This window comes from Effusibacillus lacus (assembly GCF_002335525.1).
GTDB classification, from domain to species: Bacteria; Bacillota; Bacilli; order Tumebacillales; family Effusibacillaceae; genus Effusibacillus; species Effusibacillus lacus.
Window position 1 is genome coordinate 12,090 of record NZ_BDUF01000019.1, and the last position, 22,822, is coordinate 34,911.

A 22,822-nucleotide genomic window follows, 5' to 3' on the forward strand; every position below is an offset into this window, starting at 1 on the left:
TCAGGCTGCGAGTCGATTATTTCTTACCGGTTTTACCGACTTTACGACGAATGACTTCGTTTTCATACTTGATCCCTTTGCCCTTGTAAGGTTCCGGTTCACGCAGAGAACGAATTTTCGCAGCAACTGCTCCAACTTGTTCCTTGTTGATCCCTTTGATGATCAACTTGTTGGTGCCTTCCACGTCGATTTCAATGCCCTGTTCCGGAACAACCTCAACCGGATGGGAGAATCCCAGGGACAAAGTTATCTTGTTGCCAGCTTTGGCAGCACGATATCCAACGCCCACGAGTTCCAGCTTCTTTTCAAACCCTTTGGTAACCCCTTCGACCATGTTGTTGATCACGGTACGGGTGGTTCCGTGCAGACTGCGGTGAAGCTTTTCTTCGGACGGTCGTTCAACCGTAATCTGGTTGTCTTCAATCTTAACGATCATTTCTTTATGCAGGTCACGAGTCAGGGTGCCTTTCGGGCCTTTGACCGTCAGGGTCCCATTATCGTATTTCACTTCAACGCCGCTTGGAATAGCGATCGGTTTCTTTCCAATACGAGACATTCATTCCACCTCCGATCTCGTCGAGATTACCAAACGTAGCAAACCACTTCGCCGCCCACGTGTGCGCGGCGGGCTTCTTTATCGGTCATAAGACCTTTCGATGTGGAAATAATCGCGATTCCCAATCCTCCGAGCACTCTGGGAATCTGTTCACGCTGAACGTAGACACGAAGACCTGGCTTCGAAATACGCTTCAGGCCGGTAATAACACGTTCGTTATTTGGACCGTACTTGAGGAACAGGCGGATAACCCCCTGCTTGTTATCGGGAATAAACTCAGCGTCGCGGATAAATCCTTCACGCTTCAGAATTTCAGCGATTTGACGCTTGAGATTCGATCCAGGAATTTCGACTTTCTCGTGACCTACCATATTCGCGTTGCGAATACGAGTAAGCATGTCTGCAATCGGATCAGTCATCACCATAACTGACTACCTCCTTCCTATGCTCCTATATTACCAGCTGGCCTTCTTTACGCCAGGCAATTGTCCCTTGTATGCCAGTTCACGGAAGCAAATCCGGCACATGCCGAATTTCCGCAAAACGGAATGCGGGCGTCCGCAGATACGACAACGCGTGTATGCGCGCGTGCTGAACTTAGGCTTCCGCTGGGACTTGGCGATCATGGACTTTTTAGCCATTGATTTTAACCTCCCATGTTCTTAAAGCGGATCTGTTGGTTGTTTGTTCGCACATTACGACTGACTGAACGGCATTCCGAGCTGAGCGAGAAGTTCACGTGCTTCTTCGTCAGTTTTTGCGGTGGTAACAAATACGACGTCCATACCGCGGACCTTGTCGATCTTGTCATAATCGATCTCCGGGAAGATCAACTGTTCTTTCAAGCCAAGCGTGTAATTGCCACGTCCATCGAACGCTTTCGGAGAAACTCCGCGGAAGTCGCGAACGCGCGGCAGAGCCACGTTAAAGAGCTTATCCATGAAGTGATACATACGCTCACCGCGGAGAGTCACTTTCACGCCGATCGGCATGCCCTCACGCAGTTTGAAGCCGGCGATGGATTTCTTCGCACGGGTGATAACCGGTTTTTGACCGGTGATTTGCTGGATATCTTCAACGGTAGCATCCAAAGCTTTTGCGTTTTGGATCGCTTCGCCGAGACCTACGTTCACTACGATCTTTTCCACTTTGGGAACTTGCATCACGTTGCTGTAATTGAACTTCTGCATCAGTGCAGGAATGACATTTTTAGTAAACTGTTCTGCCAAACGTGCCAAGGTTGGGACCTCCTTTCTCGACCTGGTTACTTGTCAAGAACTTCACCAGATTTTTTCGCATACCGTACCTTTGTTCCGTCTTTCAAAATCTTCTTGCCGATTCGAGTCGGTTCACCGGACTTCGGATCCAGAATCATCACGTTCGAAGCGTGGATCGGAGCTTCCCGCTCTACGATGCCGCCTTGCGGATTCGCTTGATTTGGACGGGTATGACGCTTGATGATATTCACGCCTTCCACCAGAACCCGGCCTTCAGCAGGATATGCTTCAAGGATCTTGCCTTTTTTGCCTTTATCTTTACCGGCGATTACCAATACTTGATCGCCTTTGCGAACATGCAGCTTTGCTTTGGACATCCAACACACCTCCTCGGATGTGATTCCAATCTCTTGGCTCTTACAGAACTTCCGGAGCCAGGGAGATGATTTTCATAAAATCTTTTTCACGGAGTTCACGGGCAACCGGTCCGAAGATACGGGTACCGCGCGGACTCTTGTCTTCCTTGATGATGACGGCTGCGTTTTCGTCGAAACGGATATAGGAACCATCGTCACGGCGAACACCACGCTTGGAGCGGACGATGACAGCCTTTACTACGTCACCCTTCTTGACAACGCCCCCGGGTGTTGCGCTCTTCACAGAAGCGATGATGATATCGCCGATGTTGGCAGAGCGACGGTTAGAACCGCCCAGCACCCGGAAACACATGATTTCTTTCGCACCGGAGTTGTCAGCCACAACGAGTCGACTTTGCGGTTGAATCATGGAAGTACCTCCTTCCGATTACAGTATGACTGCCTTTTCAACCACTTCAACCAGACGCCAGCGCTTGTCTTTGGACAAGGGGCGGGTTTCCATGATTTTTACGATGTCACCGATCTTGGCGGTGTTGTTTTCGTCATGAGCTTTGTACTTCTTGGTGACCGTAATTTTTTTTCCGTACAACGGATGTTTTTCGTGCGATTCTACAGCCACCACGATGGTTTTGTCCATCTTATCGGAAACGACTTTACCAACACGGACTTTGCGGTAATTACGCTCTACGCTCATCTTAATCCTCCTTCCGTATGCGGTTATCCAATCCCGAGTTCACGTTCTCTGAGGATGGTTTTTGCGCGGGCAATATCTTTGCGAACCTCGCGAATCCGCATCGGATTCTCCAATTGACCGGTAGCCAACTGGAAACGCAGATTGAAAAGCTCTTCCTTCAAAGCGTTTACTTTGTGCTCAATTTCCGCGGTGGACAAATCTCGAAGATCTTTAGCTTTCATCTGCCTCACCACCCACTTCTTCACGTTTTACAAATTTGCACTTTACAGGCAGTTTGTGCATTGCAAGGCGCATGGCTTCACGAGCAATTTCTTCGCTGACACCTGCAAGTTCAAACATGATACGTCCAGGCTTCACGACCGCTACCCATTTCTCGGGAGAACCTTTACCGGCACCCATCCGGGTTTCAGCAGGCTTTGCAGTGATCGGAGTGGACGGGAAAATTTTGATCCATACTTTACCGCCACGGCGAATGTAACGAGTCATCGCAATACGGGCAGCTTCAATCTGACGGTTTGTGATCCACGCCGGTTCGAGGGCTTGCAGACCGTATTCGCCAAAGGTAACCTCGTTGCCCGCCTTCGACTTACCTGTAAGGTCAGGACGATGCGTTTTGCGGTGTTTCGTGCGCTTTGGCATCAACATGGCTTATTTACCCCCTTCTTCCACAGCAGCTTTGCGGCCGCCTTTTGTCGGAAGCACCTGTCCACGATAGATCCATACTTTCACACCGATCCGACCGTAGGTGGTGTGAGCTTCTGCCGTTGCGTAATCAATGTCCGCACGCAAAGTGTGAAGCGGTACAGTACCTTCCGAGTAACCTTCTGTACGAGCGATTTCGGCACCAGCCAGACGTCCGGAAACCTGAACTTTGATTCCTTTCGCACCGGCGCGCATGGTGCGCTGAATGGCCTGTTTCATTGCACGGCGGAATGCCACGCGGCGCTCCAGCTGCTGAGCAATGCTGTCCGCAACAAGCTGTGCATTCAGTTCAGGCGTTTTGATTTCCGTAATGTTGATGTGAACACGTTTGCCGGTCATTTTGCTGAGCTGGTTACGGAGTGCATCCACTTCCGCACCGCCCTTACCGATAACCATTCCCGGTTTCGCGGTGTGAATGTTGACGTTCACACGGTTAGCAGCCCGTTCTATCTCAACCGACGCAACAGAAGCGTCTTTCAGACGATTTAAGATGGTGTCACGAATTTTGATGTCTTCGTGCAGGAGTTCCGTATAGTCCTTTTTGTTAGCGAACCATTTGGATTCCCAATCGCGAATAATCCCGATTCGAAGACCCACAGGGTTGACCTTCTGTCCCATTCCTTATCCCTCCTTACTTTTCGCTTACTACCACGGTAATGTGGCTGGTACGCTTGTGAATCCGGGTAGCGCGTCCTTGTGCACGGGGACGGAAACGCTTCAGAGTCGGACCCTGATCCACAAAAATTTGGCTGATTACGAGGTTATCGACATCCATATTGTGGTTATTCTCCGCATTGGCAACTGCCGACTTCAGGAGTTTCTCCACAACAGGAGATGCTGCTTTCGGAGTATGCTTCAAGATCGCGATTGCCTCACCGATCTTCTTGCCGCGAATCAGGTCAACAACCAGCCGAACCTTACGCGGCGCAATACGAATGTTACGAGCAATTGCTTTGGCTTCCATCATGAGACCTCCTCTCTATCCGGAAATCAATTACCGGCGAGACGCTTTTTCGTCACCAGCGTGACCTTTGTAAGTACGGGTAGGCGCAAACTCACCAAGCTTGTGGCCCACCATATCTTCCGTCACATAAACCGGAACGTGCTTGCGGCCATCATATACAGCAAATGTATGACCCACAAACTCCGGGAAAATCGTGGAACGACGAGACCACGTCTTGATCACTTTCTTATCGCCGGCAGCGTTCATCGCTTCGACTTTTTTCATGAGATGATCATCGACAAATGGCCCTTTTTTGAGCGAACGACCCATTTAGGTACCTCCCTTCAGACGAGCTTACTTTTTACGCGGACGAACAATATATTTGTTGGACGGCTTGTTCTTCTTGCGAGTTTTCTTGCCCAAGGTCGGCTTACCCCACGGAGAAACCGGAGACTTCCGTCCGATCGGAGCTTTCCCCTCTCCACCACCGTGCGGGTGATCGTTCGGGTTCATTACCACACCGCGAACGGTCGGGCGCTTGCCAAGCCAACGGGAACGACCAGCCTTACCAATATTGACATTTTCATGGTCGAGGTTTCCGACTTGACCAATGGTCGCACGGCACTCCGCACGAATCAAACGAACCTCACCGGATGCCAAACGAATATGGCAGTATTCGCCTTCCTTGGCCAGCAACTGCGCTTCAGCTCCGGCGGCACGAGCCAATTGACCGCCTTTTCCAGGTTTTAGTTCAATGTTGTGAATTACTGTACCGACCGGAATGTTCACGAGAGGAAGTGTGTTTCCCACTTTAATATCCGCATCGCTGCCGGAATAGATTACGTCACCGACCTTCAGCCCCAGAGGAGCGAGGATGTAACGCTTTTCGCCATCAGCATAGTGAATCAACGCGATATTGGCGGAACGATTCGGATCGTACTCGATCGTAGCTACACGACCCGGGATTCCGTCTTTGTTGCGCTTAAAATCAATGATCCGATAAAGCCGCTTATGGCCGCCTCCTTTATGACGGGTCGTAATTTTTCCTTGGTTGTTACGACCGGCATTCTTCTTGAGCGGTTCCAGGAGAGACTTCTCGGGTTGATTGGTTGTAATCTCTTCGAACGTCAGGGTGGACATGCCACGACGTCCGGGAGACGTGGGTTTATACTTCTTGATTCCCACAACAATACCCTCCTTTGCTTTCAATGTTACGTTCCGAACAAGTTATCCTTCCAGGAAGGAGAACGGCTTCGAATCCGGAGCCAGGGTTACGATTGCTTTCTTCCACTCGGAAGTCATTCCGGTGTAACGTCCTACCCGCTTTCGCTTGGCAGGGACACGCAGCGTATTAACCTTAGCCACTTTAACGCCAAAGATATCTTCGATCGCTTGCTTGATTTCTGTTTTGTTAGCTTTTAAATCTACTTCAAACGTAAACTTGTTTTCTTCCATCAACTCTGTGGAGCGCTCGGTAATGACGGGGCGCTTGATAATATCACGTGGATTTTTCATTACGCGAACACCTCCTCCACTTTTGCAACCGCGTCTTTGGTAATCACCAAAGATTCATGGTTGAGCAGGTCATACACATTAATGCCTGTTGCTGTTACGAACTTAACTCCCGGGATATTGCGAGCAGAGAGTTCTGCATTGGTGTTGGTTTCCAAACCTACAACCAGCGCTTTCTTGGCAGCTTTTACATTCGCAAGAACGCGGACCATTTCTTTGGTCTTCGGAGCATCAAAGTTCAGTGAATCCAGAACTATAATCGAATTGCCCAGAACTTTTGTGGAAAGCGCGGACTTAAGAGCCAAACGACGAACTTTCTTAGGCAGTTTGTATGCATAGGAGCGAGGAGTCGGACCAAAAACGGTTCCACCGCCAACCCATTGAGGAGCACGGATCGACCCTTGGCGGGCACGACCGGTTCCTTTCTGACGCCAGGGCTTCCGACCGCCGCCTCTTACTTCGGAACGATTCTTCACATCGTGGGTACCACGACGCAAGCTGGCCAGCTGCATAACAACCGCTTCATGCAGCACGTGCTTGTTCGGTTCAATTCCGAAAATGGAATCCGCCAGATCAATCTCTCCCACTTGCTTGCCTTCCATATTCAAAACCGGAACTTTCGGCATGTATATTTCCTCCTTTCCTACCGAATCTTATTTACCCGACTTAACAGCCGTCTTAATGGTTACGAAAGAGTTCTTCGGTCCAGGTACGGAACCCTTGATCAAGAGCAGGTTGCGGTCAGTATCCACCTTCACAACCTCGAGGTTTTGAACGGTTACACGTTCTCCGCCCATACGTCCCGGAAGAGTTTGACCCTTGAACACCCGGTTCGGATTAATGGAACCAAGAGAACCAGGTCCACGATGGTAACGGGAACCGTGAGCCATCGGACCGCGAGACTGGTTGTGGCGCTTGATCGCACCGGCAAAACCTTTACCCTTCGACACTCCCACAACATCTACCACTTCACCAGCTTCGAACACGTCAGCCTTCAGTACTTGGCCCACTTCATACTGAGCCAGATCTACGCCGCGAAGTTCACGAACGTAACGCTTTGGTGTGGTTCCAGCTTTTTGAGCGTGTCCTGTTTCCGGCTTGTTAGCGCGTTTTTTATCAGCAAAGCCGAGTTGCACGGCTTCATACCCGTCGTTTTGCAATTCTTTCTTCTGAAGAACTACACAAGGACCAGCTTCGATAACTGTAACGGGCACTACAGTGCCATCTTCATTGAAGACTTGGGTCATGCCCAACTTGCGTCCCAAAATGCCTTTCATTGTTACACCTCCCAATATTCGAATCATTCTCCCCAAAGGCTAAGGGACAGAGGATTCGTCTAGCAAACAAGTCAACTCGGCCGGGTGTATCCCGCCCTCTTTTACAATTTGATTTCGATGTCCACGCCAGACGGAAGATCCAGTCGCATGAGCGCATCCACCGTTTGCGGCGTCGGATTGACAATGTCAATCAAACGCTTGTGAGTCCGCATTTCGAATTGTTCACGGGCATCTTTGTACTTGTGAGGCGCACGCAGGATGGTAATCACCTGTTTCTCGGTCGGAAGCGGAATCGGTCCCGACACGGATGCTCCGGAACGCTTGGCGGTGTCAACGATTCTTTCGGCAGATGCGTCAAGCACCTTGTGATCGAACGCTTTCAAGCGAATGCGGATTTTTTGCTTTGCCATATGAATTCCCTCCTTTATCGTCCAATTATCCTGGACATACTCTGCGAAAATTAACCTGATCGGCCCCGCATATGGCATTTATGACGGTGCATCAGCAACCTTTCGCATCATCGCAGCCTAAGACCAACAATACGAAATTATACATAAAAAATTAGATAAACACAACGTTTTTTTTGAAAAAATCACATAAACCAATAAAAACAGGGATCTGAAATATGAAACCGGGCCACAGGACCCGGTTTCGTTGATTTTGTTAAAGTTCTTACTTCGTGATGGAAACAACAGTGCCAGCGCCAACAGTACGGCCGCCTTCACGAATAGCGAAGCGGGTACCCTCTTCAAGAGCGATCGGAGCGATCAATTCAACGTCCATGGTGATGTTGTCGCCAGGCATAACCATCTCGGTACCAGCAGGCAGTGTGCAAACACCGGTAACGTCGGTGGTACGAACATAGAACTGCGGACGGTAGCCATTGAAGAACGGGGTATGACGTCCACCTTCTTCTTTGGTCAGAACGTAAACTTGTGCCTTGAATTGAGTGTGGGGCTTGATGGAACCTGGCTTAACCAGAACTTGACCGCGCTCGATTTCTTTGCGGTCAACACCACGGAGCAGAGCGCCAATGTTGTCACCCGCTTGCGCAGAATCGAGAAGCTTGCGGAACATCTCGATACCGGTTGCAACGGTTTTCTTGGTTTCTTCAGCCAGACCTACGATTTCTACTTCATCGCCCACTTTGAGTGTTCCACGCTCAACCCGTCCGGTAGCAACGGTACCACGACCGGTGATGGTGAACACGTCTTCCACAGGCATCAGGAACGGCTTGTCAGTTTCACGAGCGGGTTCCGGAATGTAAGAGTCAACAGCCTCCATCAACTCGTCGATTTTCTTAGCCCATTCGCCATTCGGGTTTTCGAGAGCTTCCCTAGCGGAACCGCGAATTACAGGAATCTCATCGCCAGGGAATTCGTATTCAGAGAGAAGGTCACGGATTTCCATCTCAACGAGGTCGAGAAGTTCTTCGTCGTCTACCATGTCGCACTTGTTCATGAATACAACGATGTGACGAACGCCTACTTGGCCAGAGAGCAGGATGTGCTCACGGGTCTGAGGCATCGGGCCGTCAGCAGCGGATACCACAAGGATAGCTCCGTCCATCTGAGCGGCACCGGTGATCATGTTCTTCACGTAGTCAGCATGGCCCGGGCAGTCAACGTGTGCATAGTGACGTTTAGCAGTCTCGTATTCAACGTGAGCGGTGTTGATGGTGATACCGCGCTCACGCTCTTCCGGAGCTTTGTCGATTGCATCGTATGCCATAGCTTGTGCTTGACCGCGGCTAGCCAACACTGTGGTAATCGCAGCAGTCAAAGTGGTTTTTCCATGGTCGACGTGACCGATGGTACCGATGTTAACGTGCGGCTTGGTACGTTCAAATTTAGCTTTTGCCATTTTGTTCACTCCTCACTTTTCTTCAGAGAATGATTACCCTTTGTTTTTAGTGATAATCTCTTGCGCGATGTTCTTTGGAACCTCTTCGTAGGAATGGAATTCCATCGAATAGTTGCCGCGGCCCTGAGTGCGCGAACGCAGCGAGGTTGCATAACCGAACATCTCGGAGAGAGGTACATAACCACGGATGACTTGGCCACCCGCCAGAGCTTCCATACCTTCAATACGTCCACGACGGGAGTTAATGTCGCCCATGATGTCTCCCATGTATTCTTCCGGAACCGTCACTTCAACCTTCATGATCGGTTCAAGCAGCACCGGGTCTGCTTTCAGCGCACCCGCTTTCAACGCCATGGAGCCGGCGATCTTAAACGCCATTTCCGAGGAGTCGACATCGTGGTACGAACCGTCAACAATGGTAACCTTCATATCGATTAACGGATAACCCGCGAGGACACCGTTTTCCATCGCTTCCTGCACGCCTTCGTCAACAGCCGGGATGTATTCTTTGGGAACCACACCACCGACGATCTTGTTTTCGAAGATGTAGCCTTGTCCGCGTTCAAGCGGTTCAAGCTCCAGCCATACGTGACCGTATTGACCCTTACCGCCGGACTGGCGAACGAACTTGCCTTCGATCTTGGTCTTGCCTTTGATGGTTTCTTTGTAAGCCACCTGCGGTTTCCCTACGTTTGCTTCCACCTTGAATTCCCGCTGCAGGCGGTCGACGATGATTTCCAAGTGCAATTCGCCCATGCCGGAAATGATCGTTTGACCGGTTTCGTGATCGGTATGGGTCCGGAAGGTCGGATCTTCTTCCGCAAGTTTCGCCAGCGCAAGACCCATCTTGTCCTGATCCGCCTTGGTCTTTGGTTCAATCGCTATGTGAATCACCGGATCCGGGAATTCCATCGATTCTAGAATGACCACATTCTTTTCGTCGCACAGGGTGTCACCGGTCGTCGTATCTTTCAGCCCCACGGCAGCCGCTATATCCCCCGCATAAACGGTCGAAATTTCTTCGCGGTGGTTGGCGTGCATCTGCAGGATACGACCAATTCGTTCACGCTTGTTCTTCGTGGAGTTCAGTACGTAGGAACCGGAGTTCAGAACACCTGAATACACACGGAAGAACGCAAGCTTCCCAACAAACGGGTCTGTCATGATCTTGAAAGCAAGCGCCGAGAACGGCTCCGTATCACTGGACTTACGGGTAATCTCCGTACCGTCCTCCTTGACGCCCTTGATATCAGGCACATCAGTCGGAGCCGGCAGGTAGTCAACAACCGCGTCGAGCATCGGTTGAACCCCTTTGTTTTTATAGGAAGAGCCGCAAAGAACCGGAACGATTTGTCCGCTGATGGTACCTTTCCGCAGCGCCGCCTTGATTTCCTCCAAGGTCAACTCTTCGCCTTCCAGATACTTCATCATTAGTTCTTCGTCCAATTCCGCAACTGCTTCCACAAGCTTCATACGGTATTCCTCAGCCTTATCCTTCATTTCGGCGGGAATCTCACGTGCTTCAGAAACCTTGCCGAGGTCGTCGGTATAGATGATCGCTTTCATCTCAACCAGGTCGACCATTCCCACGAATGTATCTTCCGCACCAATCGGCAACTGAATGGGAACTGCATTCTTCTTCAAACGGGTACGCATTTGTTCAACGGCACGATAAAAATCTGCACCGATGATATCCATCTTATTTACATAGGCGATCCGAGGAACACCATATTTGTCCGCCTGACGCCATACGGTTTCAGATTGGGGTTCTACGCCACCCTTGGCACAGAAAACGCCAACAGCACCGTCAAGGACGCGCAACGAACGTTCCACTTCAACAGTGAAGTCCACGTGTCCCGGCGTGTCAATAATGTTGATACGATGACCTTTCCATTGAGCGGTGGTAGCAGCGGAAGTGATCGTGATTCCGCGTTCCTGTTCCTGAACCATCCAGTCCATGGTTGCTGCACCTTCGTGAACTTCCCCGATTTTGTGCACACGACCCGTGTAGAACAGGATACGTTCGGTTGTAGTGGTTTTCCCCGCGTCAATATGAGCCATAATCCCTATGTTACGGGTTTTCTCAAGCGGAAACTGACGAGCCATTCGATTGCCTCCTTTCTTCGCATAAGTATCGAGAGGGCCGGGCAGGCCCGCGATTTTTCCTACCAGCGATAGTGAGCAAACGCCTTGTTTGCTTCAGCCATCTTGTGGGTGTCTTCACGCTTCTTGACAGAAGCACCCGTGTTGTTTGCGGCATCGAGAATTTCGTTGGCGAGCTTCTCTTCCATCGTTTTCTCGCCACGCAGACGGGAGTAGTTGACCAACCAACGGATTCCGAGGGTGGTGCGACGCTCTGGACGAACCTCAACCGGAACCTGATAGTTAGCGCCGCCCACACGGCGAGCCCTAACCTCAAGTACAGGCATGATGTTCTTCAAAGCCGTTTCAAATACTTCAAGCGGATCTTTACCGGATTTTTCACGAACCCGATCAAAAGCACCGTATACAATCCGTTCAGCGATGCCCTTCTTGCCGTCCATCATAACTTTATTGATCAAGCGGGTAACCATTGTGCTGTTATACACCGGATCCGCAAGCACTTCACGACGGGGTACAGGACCTTTACGCGGCATTCAATTCCCCTCCTTTCAAAAGCAGTTCTACGATTATACAATTAGGATTTAGCCTTCGGACGCTTTGCACCGTACTTGGAACGACCTTGCATACGGTCTTTCACACCGGAAGTGTCAAGCGCACCACGAACAATATGATAACGAACACCTGGCAGATCTTTCACACGGCCGCCACGCACAAGAACCACAGAGTGTTCTTGCAGATTGTGACCAATACCAGGAATGTACGCTGTTACTTCAATCCCGTTGGTCAAGCGAACCCGAGCGTATTTGCGCAGAGCGGAGTTCGGCTTCTTCGGAGTCATCGTTCCCACACGGGTGCATACACCACGCTTTTGGGGAGACGACTGATTCGTTTGTTCCTTCTCAAAGCTGTTATACCCTTTTTGAAGAGCAGGAGCGGTCGACTTCTTCTCTACCGCTTTGCGGCTTTTGCGAACCAATTGATTAATAGTCGGCATTCATCTACACCCCCTTCCACATTCTCAAGCCCACAGAGCCTGGCGGTTCATAATAGATCAAATAAATAACAGTCGAAATAAGTGCGGTCGTGAGAAACCGTTGGTAATTTCAACTGTTAATCCAGCAGGATGGCTGCAGCTGCAGCACCCACTTCTATTCCACAGGCCTTGCCAAGTTGCTTCATCGAGTCAACCCAGATCACCGGAGTGTTCTTGGCCTCGCACAGATGGACAATCCGATCGACGATCTTCCTGTCAGCATCTTTCGCAACATAAACTTCTCTTGCTGCAGATTGCTCCAAGGCTTTCGTTGTCTGATTCGTGCCAACAGCAACGTTTTTGGCACCTCGAATCCGTTCAAACGGCATCCGGACAACCCCTCCCCCGAACAAAATGCGTCTAGGACTGTGAGCACACTAAATCATTCTAGCAGTCTAAGGAATCCATGTCAACAAAATAACCTTCACATTTGTTGGTGAAATTTGTACTCGGCAGGATGTTTCCCGCCGAGTACAGTGGATATTACTCCGCTACCGTTTCCACTTCCCGTTCCACCGCATCGTTATCGGTCTCCCGGTTGTCAGTCGCAGCCTCTTCCTCGCCTTCCAGCTTGATGTTTCGATAACGTGACATGCCAGTACCGGCAGGAACCAGTTTGCCGATAATAACGTTTTCCTTAAGGCCAAGCAGGCGGTCCACCTTGCCTTTGATTGCCGCTTCCGTCAGAACCCTTGTGGTCTCCTGGAAGGAAGCTGCCGACAAGAAGGAATCGGTTTCCAGAGATGCCTTGGTGATACCCAGCAGAGCAGGACGTCCGACCGCCGGTTCACGTCCATCGATCAAGGCTCGGTAGTTGGCTTCTTCAAACTCATGGATATCCACGTAAGTTCCAGGCAGCAATTCGGTGTCGCCGTTCTCGATGATGCGGATTTTTCTCAGCATCTGACGGACCATTACTTCAATGTGCTTGTCGTTGATATCCACGCCTTGCAGACGATATACACGCTGCACTTCACGCAAGAGGTAGTTTTGCACCCCGCGCATGCCCTTTACTTTCAGCATATCTTTCGGATCAACGGATCCTTCTGTCAGTTCGTCCCCGGCTTCCACTTTCTGGCCTTGCACCACGCGAATACGAGAACCGTAAGGAACCGGATAAACCTTTGTCTCCGTCTCACTTGTAATCTCAATTTCCCGTTTGTCCTTGACCTCACGGATGTCGGTCACTTCGCCGTCCATCTCGGTGATGATTGCCTGCCCCTTCGGATTACGCGCTTCAAATAATTCCTGAATCCGCGGGAGACCTTGAGTAATGTCATCTCCTGCGACACCCCCGGTATGGAAGGTACGCATGGTCAACTGGGTACCGGGTTCCCCGATCGACTGAGCGGCGATGATTCCCACCGCTTCACCGATTTCAACCATTTTTCCGGTTGCCAGGTTGCGCCCGTAACACTTGATGCAAACACCATGCTTGGTTCGGCACGCAAGAACCGAACGGATTCGAACCCGGCTTATTCCAGCATCGACTATGGTTCGGGCAATATCGTCCGTAATCAACTCGTTTCTGTTAAGAATCACTTCGCCGGTTTGAGGATGTTTGATCGTTTCAAATGCAATCCGCCCGTTGATTCGATCAAACAGATCCTCAATGACTTCTTTCCCGTCACGGATCTCATCAACCACGATCCCCTTGTCGGTACCGCAGTCCACTTCTCGGACAATCACATCCTGTGCAACGTCGACCAAGCGTCGTGTGAGGTAACCCGAGTCCGCAGTCCGCAGGGCTGTGTCCGCAAGACCTTTACGGGCGCCGTGGGTGGAGATAAAGTACTCCAATACGGTCAACCCTTCCCGGAAATTGGACTTGATCGGCAATTCGATGATGCGTCCGGATGGATTCGCCATGAGGCCCCGCATTCCGGCCAACTGGGTAATCTGCGACACGTTACCCCGCGCTCCTGAGTTCGCCATCATGTAGATTGGATTGTAACGGTCCAACGACTTCATCAGTACGTCGGTAATCAGATCTTTCGACTTGCTCCAGATGGAGATCACCCGGTCATATCGTTCGTCGTCCGTAATCAAACCGCGACGGTACTGGTTGGTAACGGTTTGAACCTTTTGTTCCGCTTCTTCCAAGATCCTTTGCTTTTCTTCCGGAACCGTAATGTCTGCCACCGAGATGGTGATGCCCGCTTTGGTCGAATACGAGAAGCCAAGGGCTTTGATCTTGTCAAGAATTTCCGCCGTTTGTGTAGTGCCGTAGCGATTGAAAACTTCAGCAATGATTGTACCGAGGAAGCCTTTTACAACCGCGTTTTGAACGGGCAGTTCCTGAAGGCGGCTTCTGATGTCAACGCCTTTTTCCAGAATAAAGAACTCGTCGGGAACTCCCTTCAGCAGATTCTTTTTGTCCCCAACGTTGATATACGGGAAATCAGCCGGGAAGATCTCGTTAAAGATGATCTTGCCGATGGTGGTGATCAAGAATCCCTTTTGCTGCTCCGGTGTGAAAGAGGTCTTACGCAACGCTTTCACCGGGATGACAACCCGAGTGTGCAAGGAAACTTGATCACTTTGGTAAGCCAGAATCGCCTCATGCGTCGAAGAGAAAATCCGTCCTTCCCCGGGATTGCCCAATTTTTCCATCGTCAGGTAGTAGGAGCCCAAAACCATGTCTTGGGTAGGGGTTACAACCGGTTTTCCGTCTTTCGGGTTCAGGATGTTGTGCGCCGCCAGCATCAGAAGGCGCGCTTCCGCCTGGGCTTCCGCCGAAAGCGGCACATGGACCGCCATCTGATCACCGTCAAAGTCGGCGTTATACGCCGTACACACCAGGGGATGCAGTTTGATAGCACGGCCTTCCACGAGAACGGGCTCAAACGCCTGAATGCCCAATCGGTGCAGGGTAGGTGCCCGGTTCAGAAGCACCGGGTGCTCCCGGATCACTTCTTCCAGCACGTCCCATACTTCCGGTGAAACTCTCTCCACTTTGCGTTTCGCCGATTTGATATTGTGAGCAAGGCCTTTTGCCACGAGCTCTTTCATGACAAACGGCTTGAACAGTTCCAATGCCATTTCTTTCGGAAGACCACATTGATACATTCGCAAGTGTGGTCCAACCACGATAACGGAACGACCTGAATAGTCAACCCTTTTCCCAAGCAGGTTTTGACGAAAGCGTCCCTGCTTCCCTTTGAGCATGTGGGAAAGGGATTTAAGCGGACGATTACCGGGACCTGTTACCGGACGCCCGCGGCGACCGTTGTCAATCAAAGCGTCAACCGCTTCCTGCAGCATCCGCTTCTCGTTCTGAACGATAATGTCGGGGGCACCAAGGTCCAACAAACGCTTCAAACGGTTGTTCCGGTTGATCACCCGGCGGTACAAATCGTTCAGATCAGACGTCGCAAACCGTCCCCCGTCAAGTTGTACCATCGGACGAAGTTCCGGCGGGATAACGGGAAGAACGTCAAGTATCATCCATTCCGGACGATTGCCGGAGGTACGGAAAGCCTCAAGCACTTCCAGACGCTTGATTGCACGGTTGCGCCTTTGTCCTTGGGCTGTTTTCAGTTCCTCCTTAAGGAGGTCCACTTCCTTGTCCAGGTTGATGTCCAAAAGCAGCTTTTTGATTGCTTCAGCACCCATTCCCGCCTGGAATGCATACCCGTATTTTTCACGATGTGCGCGATATTCCTTTTCGGACAGCAACTGTTTCTTCTCGAGCGGGGTGTCGCCAGGTTCGGTCACCACGTAGGAAGCAAAGTAGATGACTTCTTCGAGAGCCCGGGGCGACATATCCAGAATCAAGCCCATACGGCTTGGAATGCCTTTGAAAAACCAGATGTGCGAGACAGGGGCAGCCAACTCAATGTGCCCCATCCGTTCACGGCGGACTTTGGCGCGGGTGACTTCGACGCCGCAGCGGTCACAAACCACGCCTTTGTAACGGACCCGCTTGTATTTACCGCAATGACATTCCCAGTCCCGGGTGGGACCGAAAATTTTCTCGCAAAAGAGGCCTTCTTTTTCCGGTTTCAACGTACGGTAGTTGATGGTCTCGGGTTTCTTCACTTCTCCGTGAGACCAGGAGCGGATTTTCTCAGGAGATGCCAACCCAATCTTCATATACTCAAAGTTATTGACGTCCAGCAAAGGGCTTTACCTCCCTTAATCTTCGTTAACTTCACGTGCTTCCAGATTCAGGTTGAGCTTTTCGCCCGAATCGTCATCGTCGTCAATCTCACGCATGACAATTTCCTGTTCGTCTTCCGACAAGATCTTCACGTCCATACCGAGGGACTGAAGTTCCTTAATAAGGACCTTGAACGATTCAGGAACACCCGGTTCAGGGACGTTTTCACCTTTCACGATCGCTTCATAAGTTTTCACACGGCCGATGACATCGTCCGATTTGACGGTGAGGATTTCTTGCAGGGTGTAGGCGGCACCGTATGCTTCAAGCGCCCAAACCTCCATCTCACCGAACCGCTGTCCGCCAAACTGGGCCTTGCCGCCAAGCGGCTGCTGGGTGACCAGCGAGTAGGGACCGGTTGAACGCGCGTGGATTTTGTCGTCAACCAGGTGGTGAAGCTTCAGCATATACATGACACCGACAGTAACCCGGTTCTCAAACGGTTCACCGGTTCTTCCGTCATACAGCACATGCTTGCCGTCACGGGCAAGGCCGCCTTCTTCCAGTGTGTCAAACACGTCATCTTCCGTAGCTCCATCAAAGACCGGCGTTGCCACATGAATGCCCAGGCTCCTTGCAGCCATCCCCAGGTGCACTTCCAACACCTGTCCGATATTCATCCGCGAAGGAACTCCCAACGGATTCAATACAACCTGCACAGGCGTACCGTCTTCCAGGAACGGCATGTCTTCTTCCGGCATGATCCGCGCGACAACACCTTTGTTGCCGTGACGGCCTGCCATTTTGTCACCCTCGGAGATTTTCCGCTTCTGGGCAATATAGACACGTACAAGCTGGTTAACTCCCGGCGGGAGTTCGTCGCCGTTTTCACGCGTAAACACTTTGACATCAACGATGATGCCCGCACCGCCGTTAGGCACGCGCACGGATGTGTCACGGACTTCACGGGCTTTTTCACCGAAGATCGCATGGAGCAAACGCTCTTCCGCAGTCAGTTCCGTTACACCCTTCGGGGTCACTTTGCCGACAAGAATGTCTCCTGCGTTTACTTCAGCCCCGATTCGGATGATTCCCCGTTCATCAAGGTTTCTCAGAGCATCTTCCCCGACGTTCGGGATGTCGCGGGTAATTTCTTCCGGTCCCAGCTTGGTGTCGCGGGCTTCCGCTTCATATTCCTCGATGTGAATGGAAGTGTACACATCTTCCTTCACAAGCTTTTCCGAAAGCAAGATCGCGTCCTCGTAGTTGTACCCTTCCCAGGTCATAAATGCCACGAGCACGTTCTTGCCAATGGCCAATTCACCCTGATCGGTTGCCGGTCCGTCCGCAATAATTTCTCCTTTGCTGACGGTTTCGCCAACCCTTACAATCGGCCGCTGGTTGATACAAGTACCCTGGTTGGAACGGGAGAATTTCAAGAGTCTGTACTTGTGGAGGTTTCCCTTCACCAGTTTGCCGTCAACTTCCTGTTGTTCCCTGATCCAGATCTCGCTTGCATCAACCCGTTCGACAATCCCGTTCTGCTTGCTGACCACAACTGCACCGGAGTCCTTGGCAGCTTTGTGCTCCAATCCGGTACCTACAAACGGGGCATTAGGGATCAGCAGCGGAACCGCTTGCCGCTGCATGTTCGATCCCATCAACGCGCGGTTTGCGTCATCGTTCTCCAGGAACGGTATCAGGGCAGTAGCAACAGATACCACCTGTTTCGGGGAAACGTCCACATAGTCCACACGGTCAGGCGGCAGGATCAAAGTTTCTTCCTTATACCGGACAATTACCGAAGAATCCAGGAAATTGCCCTGTTCGTCCAGGTTTACGTTTGCCTGCGCAATTACATAGTTGTCTTCTTCATCCGCCGTCAGGTAATGTATGGTGTTGGTCACACGGCCTGTTTCCGGATCGACTCTGCGGTACGGGGTTTCAATAAACCCGTACTCATTGATGCGGGCATAAGTAGACAGCGAGTTAATCAAACCAATGTTCGGACCTTCCGGTGTCTCGATCGGACACATCCGCCCATAGTGAGAATGGTGGACGTCCCGCACTTCGAAACCTGCCCGTTCACGGGTCAAACCGCCGGGCCCCAGCGCTGACAGACGGCGCTTGTGCGTAAGCTCGGCCAACGGGTTGGTTTGGTCCATGAACTGGGACAACTGGCTGGAGCCAAAGAATTCTTTAATGGCAGCAATGACCGGTCGAATATTGATCAGTGCTTGCGGTGTGATCGCATTGGCATCCTGGATCGACATCCGTTCACGAACCACGCGTTCCATCCTGGACAATCCGATCCGGAACTGGTTCTGCAGCAGTTCGCCGACAGAACGAAGACGACGGTTCCCCAAATGGTCGATATCGTCAGTTGATCCAACTCCGTAAAGAAGATTCATAAAATAGGAAATGGAAGCAATAATATCGGCAGCGGTAATATGTTTCACGTTCTTCTCCACACCCGCATTGCCGATGACCTTGATCACTTTACCCTCTTCCAGCGGCGAGTAAATCTTGACTTCCTGCAGCAAGATCTGTTCTTCCGCCACAACGCCGGATGTGGTCTTGTATTCAACAAAGTTAACCGACTCTTCAAGCGCCGGGAGAATCCGGTCGAGCAAACGGCGGTCAATGACTTGGCCCGCTTCGGCCAACACCTCCCCCGTGTTGCGGTCCACCAGCGATTCGGCAAGGCGTTGGTTCAATAAACGATTCTTGATATGGAGTTTCTTATTGATCTTGTAGCGTCCCACATTCGCCAAATCGTATCGCTTCGGGTCAAAGAAGCGGGAAATCAGCAGGTTTCTGGCGTTATCCAGTGTGGGAGGTTCACCCGGACGGAGTCTCTCATAGATCTCCAACAATGCTTTTTCGGATGAATCCGTATTGTCTTTGTCCAATGTATTGCGCAGGTACTCGCTTTCTCCAAGCAAATCAATAATTTCCGCATCGGTGGAGTATCCCAATGCACGCAAAAGAACCGTCACCGGAATTTTCCTTGTGCGGTCAATTCGTACATACACAATATCCTTGGCATCCGTTTCCAGTTCGAGCCAAGCCCCGCGATTGGGGATCACCGTTGCGGTATATGCCTTTTTGCCGTTTTTATCCGTTTTGGTGTTGAAGTAAACGCTTGGCGAGCGCACCAACTGACTGACAATAACCCGTTCTGCCCCATTGATGATAAAGGTGCCAGTTTCGGTCATCAACGGGAAATCGCCCATGAAAACTTCCTGCTCTTTCACCTCGCCGGTTTCACGGTTGATCAGGCGAACTTTGACACGCAAAGGAGCAGCATATGTAACATCCCGCTCTTTTGATTCTTCCACGTCGTACTTCGGCTCACCCAAGCTGTAATCAATGAACTCCAGCACCAGGTTGCCAGTGAAATCCTGAATTGGGGAAATCTCCTGGAACATCTCCTTCAGCCCTTCAGCCAGGAACCATTCGTAAGATTTCTGCTGGATTTCAATAAGGTTTGGCAGCTCCATCACTTCTTCGATTCGAGCGTATGTACGACGTTGACGCCGACCATACTGAACAAGTTGTCCCTGCAAAACTGTCACCCCTCACCATATGTTCAACTATCCATACTAGATAGAAAAAAGCCCGAATAAAAAACATACCTCCCGACACAATAGTATCGGGACGATATAAGTTTCGAGCTTGTAAACACAAAAATGGTTACTTTTTCCTTTTGCCCAACAATTATGCAAAATATTCGCACGTAACCATTGAAAAATCAGACATTATCTTTACGCATTTTCTTACGATACCATACGGTCAATCCCTTGTCAACGAAAGTTGTTTAAAAAATGCAGTTGTCAAGTCTTGACTTCGCTTTTGCTTTTCCTGCAACGAAAGATGCGATAGCCTGCATCTTTCGCCACATCGTCCACTTCTTCAAACAATTCTTCCAGTTTCTTTTTGGCTGACGGGGCCCCCTGCTTCTTTTGGATGACCACCCACAGTTCACCTGACTGGTTTACTCGCATGGCCGCCTCTTCAAAGATTTCATGGACCACCGCTTTTCCTGCCCTGATCGGCGGATTGGTCAAGATCCGGTCAAAAGAACGTTCGTGCACATTGAAAAACAGGTCGCTTTGACGCACTTCCACATTCTTGACCCCGTTCTGTCCCGCGTTTTTCCTGGCCAATTCCACCGCCCGCCCGTTCACGTCAATCATCAGGACGTGACCATCGGGCGCCAGCTTTGCCGCCGTGATCCCAATGGGACCATATCCGCACCCCACATCCAAAACCCGGGCGCCATTCGGAATGTCCATCGTTTCAATTAACAAACGGCTTCCGAAATCGACACCCCCTTTTGAGAATACACCCGCATCCGTCCAAAACTCCAAATCAAATTGACGCAGGCGATCGCGTACAAGCCGCAAATCGCGGGCAACCGTCGGGTAATTTGAAAAATAATGCTCAACCACCGTCATCCATCCTCTTACCAAGTTGCTTTTCACATTATAGCGAAAGCGGTGCAAAAAAACAAAAAAGGGCCGTTCCGGGAACAGCCCTTTCGCATACAAAGCACTTACTTGATTTCAACAGAAGCGCCAGCTTCTTCGAGCTTCGCTTTGATTGCTTCCGCATCTTCTTTGGAAGTCTTTTCTTTGATCGGCTTCGGAGCGTTGTCAACGATGTCTTTCGCTTCCTTCAGGCCCAGACCGGTGATTTCACGAACAACCTTGATCACGTTGATCTTGGAAGCACCTGCGCTTGCGAGGATAACGTCAAATTCGGTTTGCTCTTCGGCAACGGCTCCGCCAGCAGCCGCGCCACCAGCCATAACAACCGGAGCAGCAGCAGTTACGCCAAACTCTTCTTCAATGGCTTTAACAAGTTCGTTCAGTTCGAGAACGGACATGCCTTTAATCGCTTCAATGATTTGTTCTTTCGACATGGATTGTACCTCCCCAAAAAAATGGTTTTGTTTTTATGCGATATTACGCGGCTTTACGCTTGTTCTTTCTGGTCTGCCACTTGCTTGACGGCGTATGCAAAGTTCCGCATCGGAGCTTGCAGCACGCTGAGCAACATGGAGAGAAGACCCTCGCGGGACGGCAACTCAGCCAGCGCCTTAACTTCTTCAAGTCCGACAACCCGTCCTTCAACAACGCCCGCTTTCAGCTCGAGCGCTTTGTGGGTCTTGGCAAAATCGTTGAGGATTTTGGCAGGCGCCACAACATCGTCATACGAGAAAGCAATCGCAGTCGGACCGGTCAGATGCTGGTCCAGTTCAGACAGTCCCACTTCAGCAGTTGCACGGCGGGTCATGGTGTTTTTCAACACTTTGTATTCAATGCCAGCTTCGCGAAGCTTCTTGCGCAGCTCCGTAACTTCCGCCACAGTAAGTCCGCGGTAGTCGGTTACGATCGTGCTTTTGCTGTCGCGCAGTTTTTGCGAAATTTCCTGGACTAATTGCGCTTTTTCTTCACGGATTCCCATCATTACACCTCCTGCACAGTCACTTCAAGCAAAAAGAGTCCCCGTAGACATACGAGGACTCTGAACATGCATAACTTGCATCTATCACGTTCACAACCTCGGCAGGAAGAATTAAGTGCAATCGCACACCTGCTGTCTACGGTTCGTCGATTTCAATTGTCGTCACACGATTGACATCATACCATGTCGGCATCGGGATGTCAAAGTGTAAATTCTGTTACTTTGCTTCAGGTGTCAGCTTGGCCAAATTCACTTTCACTCCGGGGCCCATGGTGGAGCTCACGGTGATGTTGCGAATGTATTGACCTTTAGCGGCAGCCGGCTTTGCTTTTTGCAGGGTGTCGATCAACACGAAGAAGTTGTCGAGCAGTTTCCCTTCATCGAAAGAAACCTTGCCGATCGGGGCGTGAATGTTACCAGCCTTGTCGGTGCGGTATTCAATCTTACCGGATTTGATTTCGTCAACCGCTTTCTTGACGTCAAAGGTTACAGTACCCGTTTTGGGGTTCGGCATGAGACCCTTGGGTCCCAGCACACGTCCCAATTTACCAACAGATGCCATCATGTCAGGAGTCGCAACCACAACATCAAAATCAAACCAACCTTGGTTGATTTTGTTGATCAGGTCGTCATCTCCCACATAATCAGCGCCTGCAGCTTCCGCTTCTTTTGCCTTTTCGCCTTTTGCGAACACGAGAACACGGGGAACTTTACCGGTGCCGTGCGGCAGAACCACCGCACCGCGGAGTTGCTGATCCGCTTTTTTCACGTCAAGGCCGAGACGGACCGCCACTTCGACAGTTTCGTCAAACTTCGCCTTGGCCGTTTTTTTAACCAGAGCTACCGCTTCCGCAGGGTCGTAGAACGCGTCCTTGTCGACCAGCTTGGCAGCTTCCAAGTATTTCTTGCCTTGTTTCGCCATTGCTTACATTTCCTCCTTATGTGGTATAACGGTCGGGACCTCCCACGAA

The 22,822-nt window shown here is 50.8% G+C and carries 28 protein-coding genes and 1 other annotated feature; all 28 genes read right to left on the minus strand.

The features are described 5' to 3' along the window. Nucleotides 1–16: 16 nt before the first annotated feature. The 28 genes from rplF to rplA all read right to left on the minus strand — a co-directional run bounded on the left by rplF (nt 17) and on the right by rplA (nt 22,773). Nucleotides 17–556, minus strand: coding sequence for a 50S ribosomal protein L6 (gene rplF, locus EFBL_RS04780; RefSeq protein ID WP_096181003.1), 540 nt, complete (start codon nt 554–556; stop codon nt 17–19). Nucleotides 557–582: 26 nt separating this feature from the next. Beyond that, the gene (rpsH, locus tag EFBL_RS04785) at nt 583–981 is read right to left on the minus strand and encodes a 30S ribosomal protein S8 (protein WP_096181004.1); all 399 of its coding nucleotides are present in this window, start codon (nt 979–981) and stop codon (nt 583–585) included. 30 nt (nt 982–1,011) lie between these two features. Further along, nucleotides 1,012–1,197, minus strand: coding sequence for a type Z 30S ribosomal protein S14 (locus EFBL_RS04790; protein WP_096181005.1), 186 nt, complete (start codon nt 1,195–1,197; stop codon nt 1,012–1,014). A 54-nt stretch (nt 1,198–1,251) separates the two neighbouring features. Further along, nucleotides 1,252–1,794, minus strand: coding sequence for a 50S ribosomal protein L5 (gene rplE, locus EFBL_RS04795; protein WP_096181006.1), 543 nt, complete (start codon nt 1,792–1,794; stop codon nt 1,252–1,254). A gap of 26 nt (nt 1,795–1,820) precedes the next feature. After that, on the minus strand, nt 1,821–2,135 hold the full coding sequence (gene rplX, locus EFBL_RS04800; RefSeq protein ID WP_096181049.1) for a 50S ribosomal protein L24: 315 nt from the start codon (nt 2,133–2,135) through the stop codon (nt 1,821–1,823). Nucleotides 2,136–2,190: 55 nt separating this feature from the next. Further along, a complete protein-coding gene (rplN, locus tag EFBL_RS04805; RefSeq protein ID WP_096181007.1) occupies nt 2,191–2,559 on the minus strand; it encodes a 50S ribosomal protein L14 in 369 nt (122 codons plus the stop codon). An 18-nt stretch (nt 2,560–2,577) separates the two neighbouring features. Continuing rightward, nucleotides 2,578–2,844, minus strand: coding sequence for a 30S ribosomal protein S17 (gene rpsQ / locus EFBL_RS04810; protein WP_096181008.1), 267 nt, complete (start codon nt 2,842–2,844; stop codon nt 2,578–2,580). Between the two features lie 23 nt (nt 2,845–2,867). Further along, entirely contained in the window at nt 2,868–3,065 is a 198-nt protein-coding gene (rpmC, locus tag EFBL_RS04815; RefSeq protein ID WP_096181009.1) for a 50S ribosomal protein L29, read from the minus strand. Further along, nucleotides 3,055–3,489, minus strand: a complete 435-nt coding sequence (gene rplP, locus EFBL_RS04820) for a 50S ribosomal protein L16 (RefSeq protein WP_096181010.1) — start codon at nt 3,487–3,489, stop codon at nt 3,055–3,057. The genes rpmC and rplP overlap by 11 nt, the downstream gene beginning before the upstream one ends. 3 nt (nt 3,490–3,492) lie before the next feature. After that, complete coding sequence (rpsC, locus tag EFBL_RS04825; protein ID WP_096181011.1) at nt 3,493–4,164, minus strand: 30S ribosomal protein S3; 672 nt, start codon at nt 4,162–4,164, stop codon at nt 3,493–3,495. 13 nt (nt 4,165–4,177) lie between these two features. Next, nucleotides 4,178–4,510 carry a 50S ribosomal protein L22 gene (gene rplV, locus EFBL_RS04830; protein WP_096181012.1) on the minus strand — a complete coding sequence of 111 codons (333 nt, stop codon included), beginning with the start codon at nt 4,508–4,510 and terminating at the stop codon, nt 4,178–4,180. Between the two features lie 30 nt (nt 4,511–4,540). Beyond that, entirely contained in the window at nt 4,541–4,819 is a 279-nt protein-coding gene (gene rpsS, locus EFBL_RS04835) for a 30S ribosomal protein S19 (protein WP_096181013.1), read from the minus strand. Nucleotides 4,820–4,843: 24 nt separating this feature from the next. Further along, the gene (rplB, locus tag EFBL_RS04840; RefSeq protein WP_096181014.1) at nt 4,844–5,674 is read right to left on the minus strand and encodes a 50S ribosomal protein L2; all 831 of its coding nucleotides are present in this window, start codon (nt 5,672–5,674) and stop codon (nt 4,844–4,846) included. A gap of 42 nt (nt 5,675–5,716) precedes the next feature. Beyond that, a complete protein-coding gene (gene rplW, locus EFBL_RS04845) occupies nt 5,717–6,004 on the minus strand; it encodes a 50S ribosomal protein L23 (RefSeq protein ID WP_096181015.1) in 288 nt (95 codons plus the stop codon). After that, entirely contained in the window at nt 6,004–6,627 is a 624-nt protein-coding gene (rplD, locus tag EFBL_RS04850; RefSeq protein ID WP_096181016.1) for a 50S ribosomal protein L4, read from the minus strand. The genes rplW and rplD overlap by 1 nt, the downstream gene beginning before the upstream one ends. A gap of 27 nt (nt 6,628–6,654) precedes the next feature. Continuing rightward, nucleotides 6,655–7,278 (minus strand): 50S ribosomal protein L3, encoded by a 624-nt coding sequence (rplC, locus tag EFBL_RS04855; RefSeq protein ID WP_096181017.1) that lies wholly within the window; start codon nt 7,276–7,278, stop codon nt 6,655–6,657. Nucleotides 7,279–7,379: 101 nt separating this feature from the next. Then, nucleotides 7,380–7,688, minus strand: coding sequence for a 30S ribosomal protein S10 (rpsJ, locus tag EFBL_RS04860; protein WP_096181018.1), 309 nt, complete (start codon nt 7,686–7,688; stop codon nt 7,380–7,382). Between the two features lie 262 nt (nt 7,689–7,950). Then, nucleotides 7,951–9,141, minus strand: coding sequence for an elongation factor Tu (gene tuf / locus EFBL_RS04865; RefSeq protein WP_096181019.1), 1,191 nt, complete (start codon nt 9,139–9,141; stop codon nt 7,951–7,953). A gap of 33 nt (nt 9,142–9,174) precedes the next feature. Continuing rightward, nucleotides 9,175–11,247: an elongation factor G gene (gene fusA, locus EFBL_RS04870; RefSeq protein ID WP_096181020.1), complete on the minus strand. Its 2,073-nt coding sequence runs from the start codon at nt 11,245–11,247 to the stop codon at nt 9,175–9,177. A 59-nt stretch (nt 11,248–11,306) separates the two neighbouring features. After that, nucleotides 11,307–11,777, minus strand: a complete 471-nt coding sequence (rpsG, locus tag EFBL_RS04875; protein WP_096181021.1) for a 30S ribosomal protein S7 — start codon at nt 11,775–11,777, stop codon at nt 11,307–11,309. A 41-nt stretch (nt 11,778–11,818) separates the two neighbouring features. Next, a complete protein-coding gene (gene rpsL, locus EFBL_RS04880; RefSeq protein WP_096181022.1) occupies nt 11,819–12,238 on the minus strand; it encodes a 30S ribosomal protein S12 in 420 nt (139 codons plus the stop codon). Between the two features lie 116 nt (nt 12,239–12,354). After that, complete coding sequence (locus tag EFBL_RS04885; RefSeq protein WP_096181023.1) at nt 12,355–12,606, minus strand: ribosomal L7Ae/L30e/S12e/Gadd45 family protein; 252 nt, start codon at nt 12,604–12,606, stop codon at nt 12,355–12,357. 154 nt (nt 12,607–12,760) lie between these two features. Continuing rightward, on the minus strand, nt 12,761–16,399 hold the full coding sequence (gene rpoC / locus EFBL_RS04890; protein WP_096181024.1) for a DNA-directed RNA polymerase subunit beta': 3,639 nt from the start codon (nt 16,397–16,399) through the stop codon (nt 12,761–12,763). Nucleotides 16,400–16,414: 15 nt separating this feature from the next. Then, nucleotides 16,415–19,948, minus strand: a complete 3,534-nt coding sequence (rpoB, locus tag EFBL_RS04895; protein WP_096181025.1) for a DNA-directed RNA polymerase subunit beta — start codon at nt 19,946–19,948, stop codon at nt 16,415–16,417. Between the two features lie 267 nt (nt 19,949–20,215). Beyond that, on the minus strand, nt 20,216–20,839 hold the full coding sequence (locus EFBL_RS04900; RefSeq protein ID WP_096181050.1) for a class I SAM-dependent methyltransferase: 624 nt from the start codon (nt 20,837–20,839) through the stop codon (nt 20,216–20,218). Nucleotides 20,840–20,937: 98 nt separating this feature from the next. Beyond that, the gene (gene rplL, locus EFBL_RS04905; RefSeq protein WP_096181026.1) at nt 20,938–21,306 is read right to left on the minus strand and encodes a 50S ribosomal protein L7/L12; all 369 of its coding nucleotides are present in this window, start codon (nt 21,304–21,306) and stop codon (nt 20,938–20,940) included. Between the two features lie 53 nt (nt 21,307–21,359). Beyond that, nucleotides 21,360–21,851, minus strand: a complete 492-nt coding sequence (rplJ, locus tag EFBL_RS04910) for a 50S ribosomal protein L10 (protein ID WP_424955061.1) — start codon at nt 21,849–21,851, stop codon at nt 21,360–21,362. Nucleotides 21,852–21,872: 21 nt separating this feature from the next. Further along, nucleotides 21,873–22,011: a sequence feature (ribosomal protein L10 leader region), on the minus strand. A gap of 57 nt (nt 22,012–22,068) precedes the next feature. After that, nucleotides 22,069–22,773: a 50S ribosomal protein L1 gene (gene rplA / locus EFBL_RS04915; protein ID WP_096181028.1), complete on the minus strand. Its 705-nt coding sequence runs from the start codon at nt 22,771–22,773 to the stop codon at nt 22,069–22,071. Nucleotides 22,774–22,822: the final 49 nt, after the last annotated feature.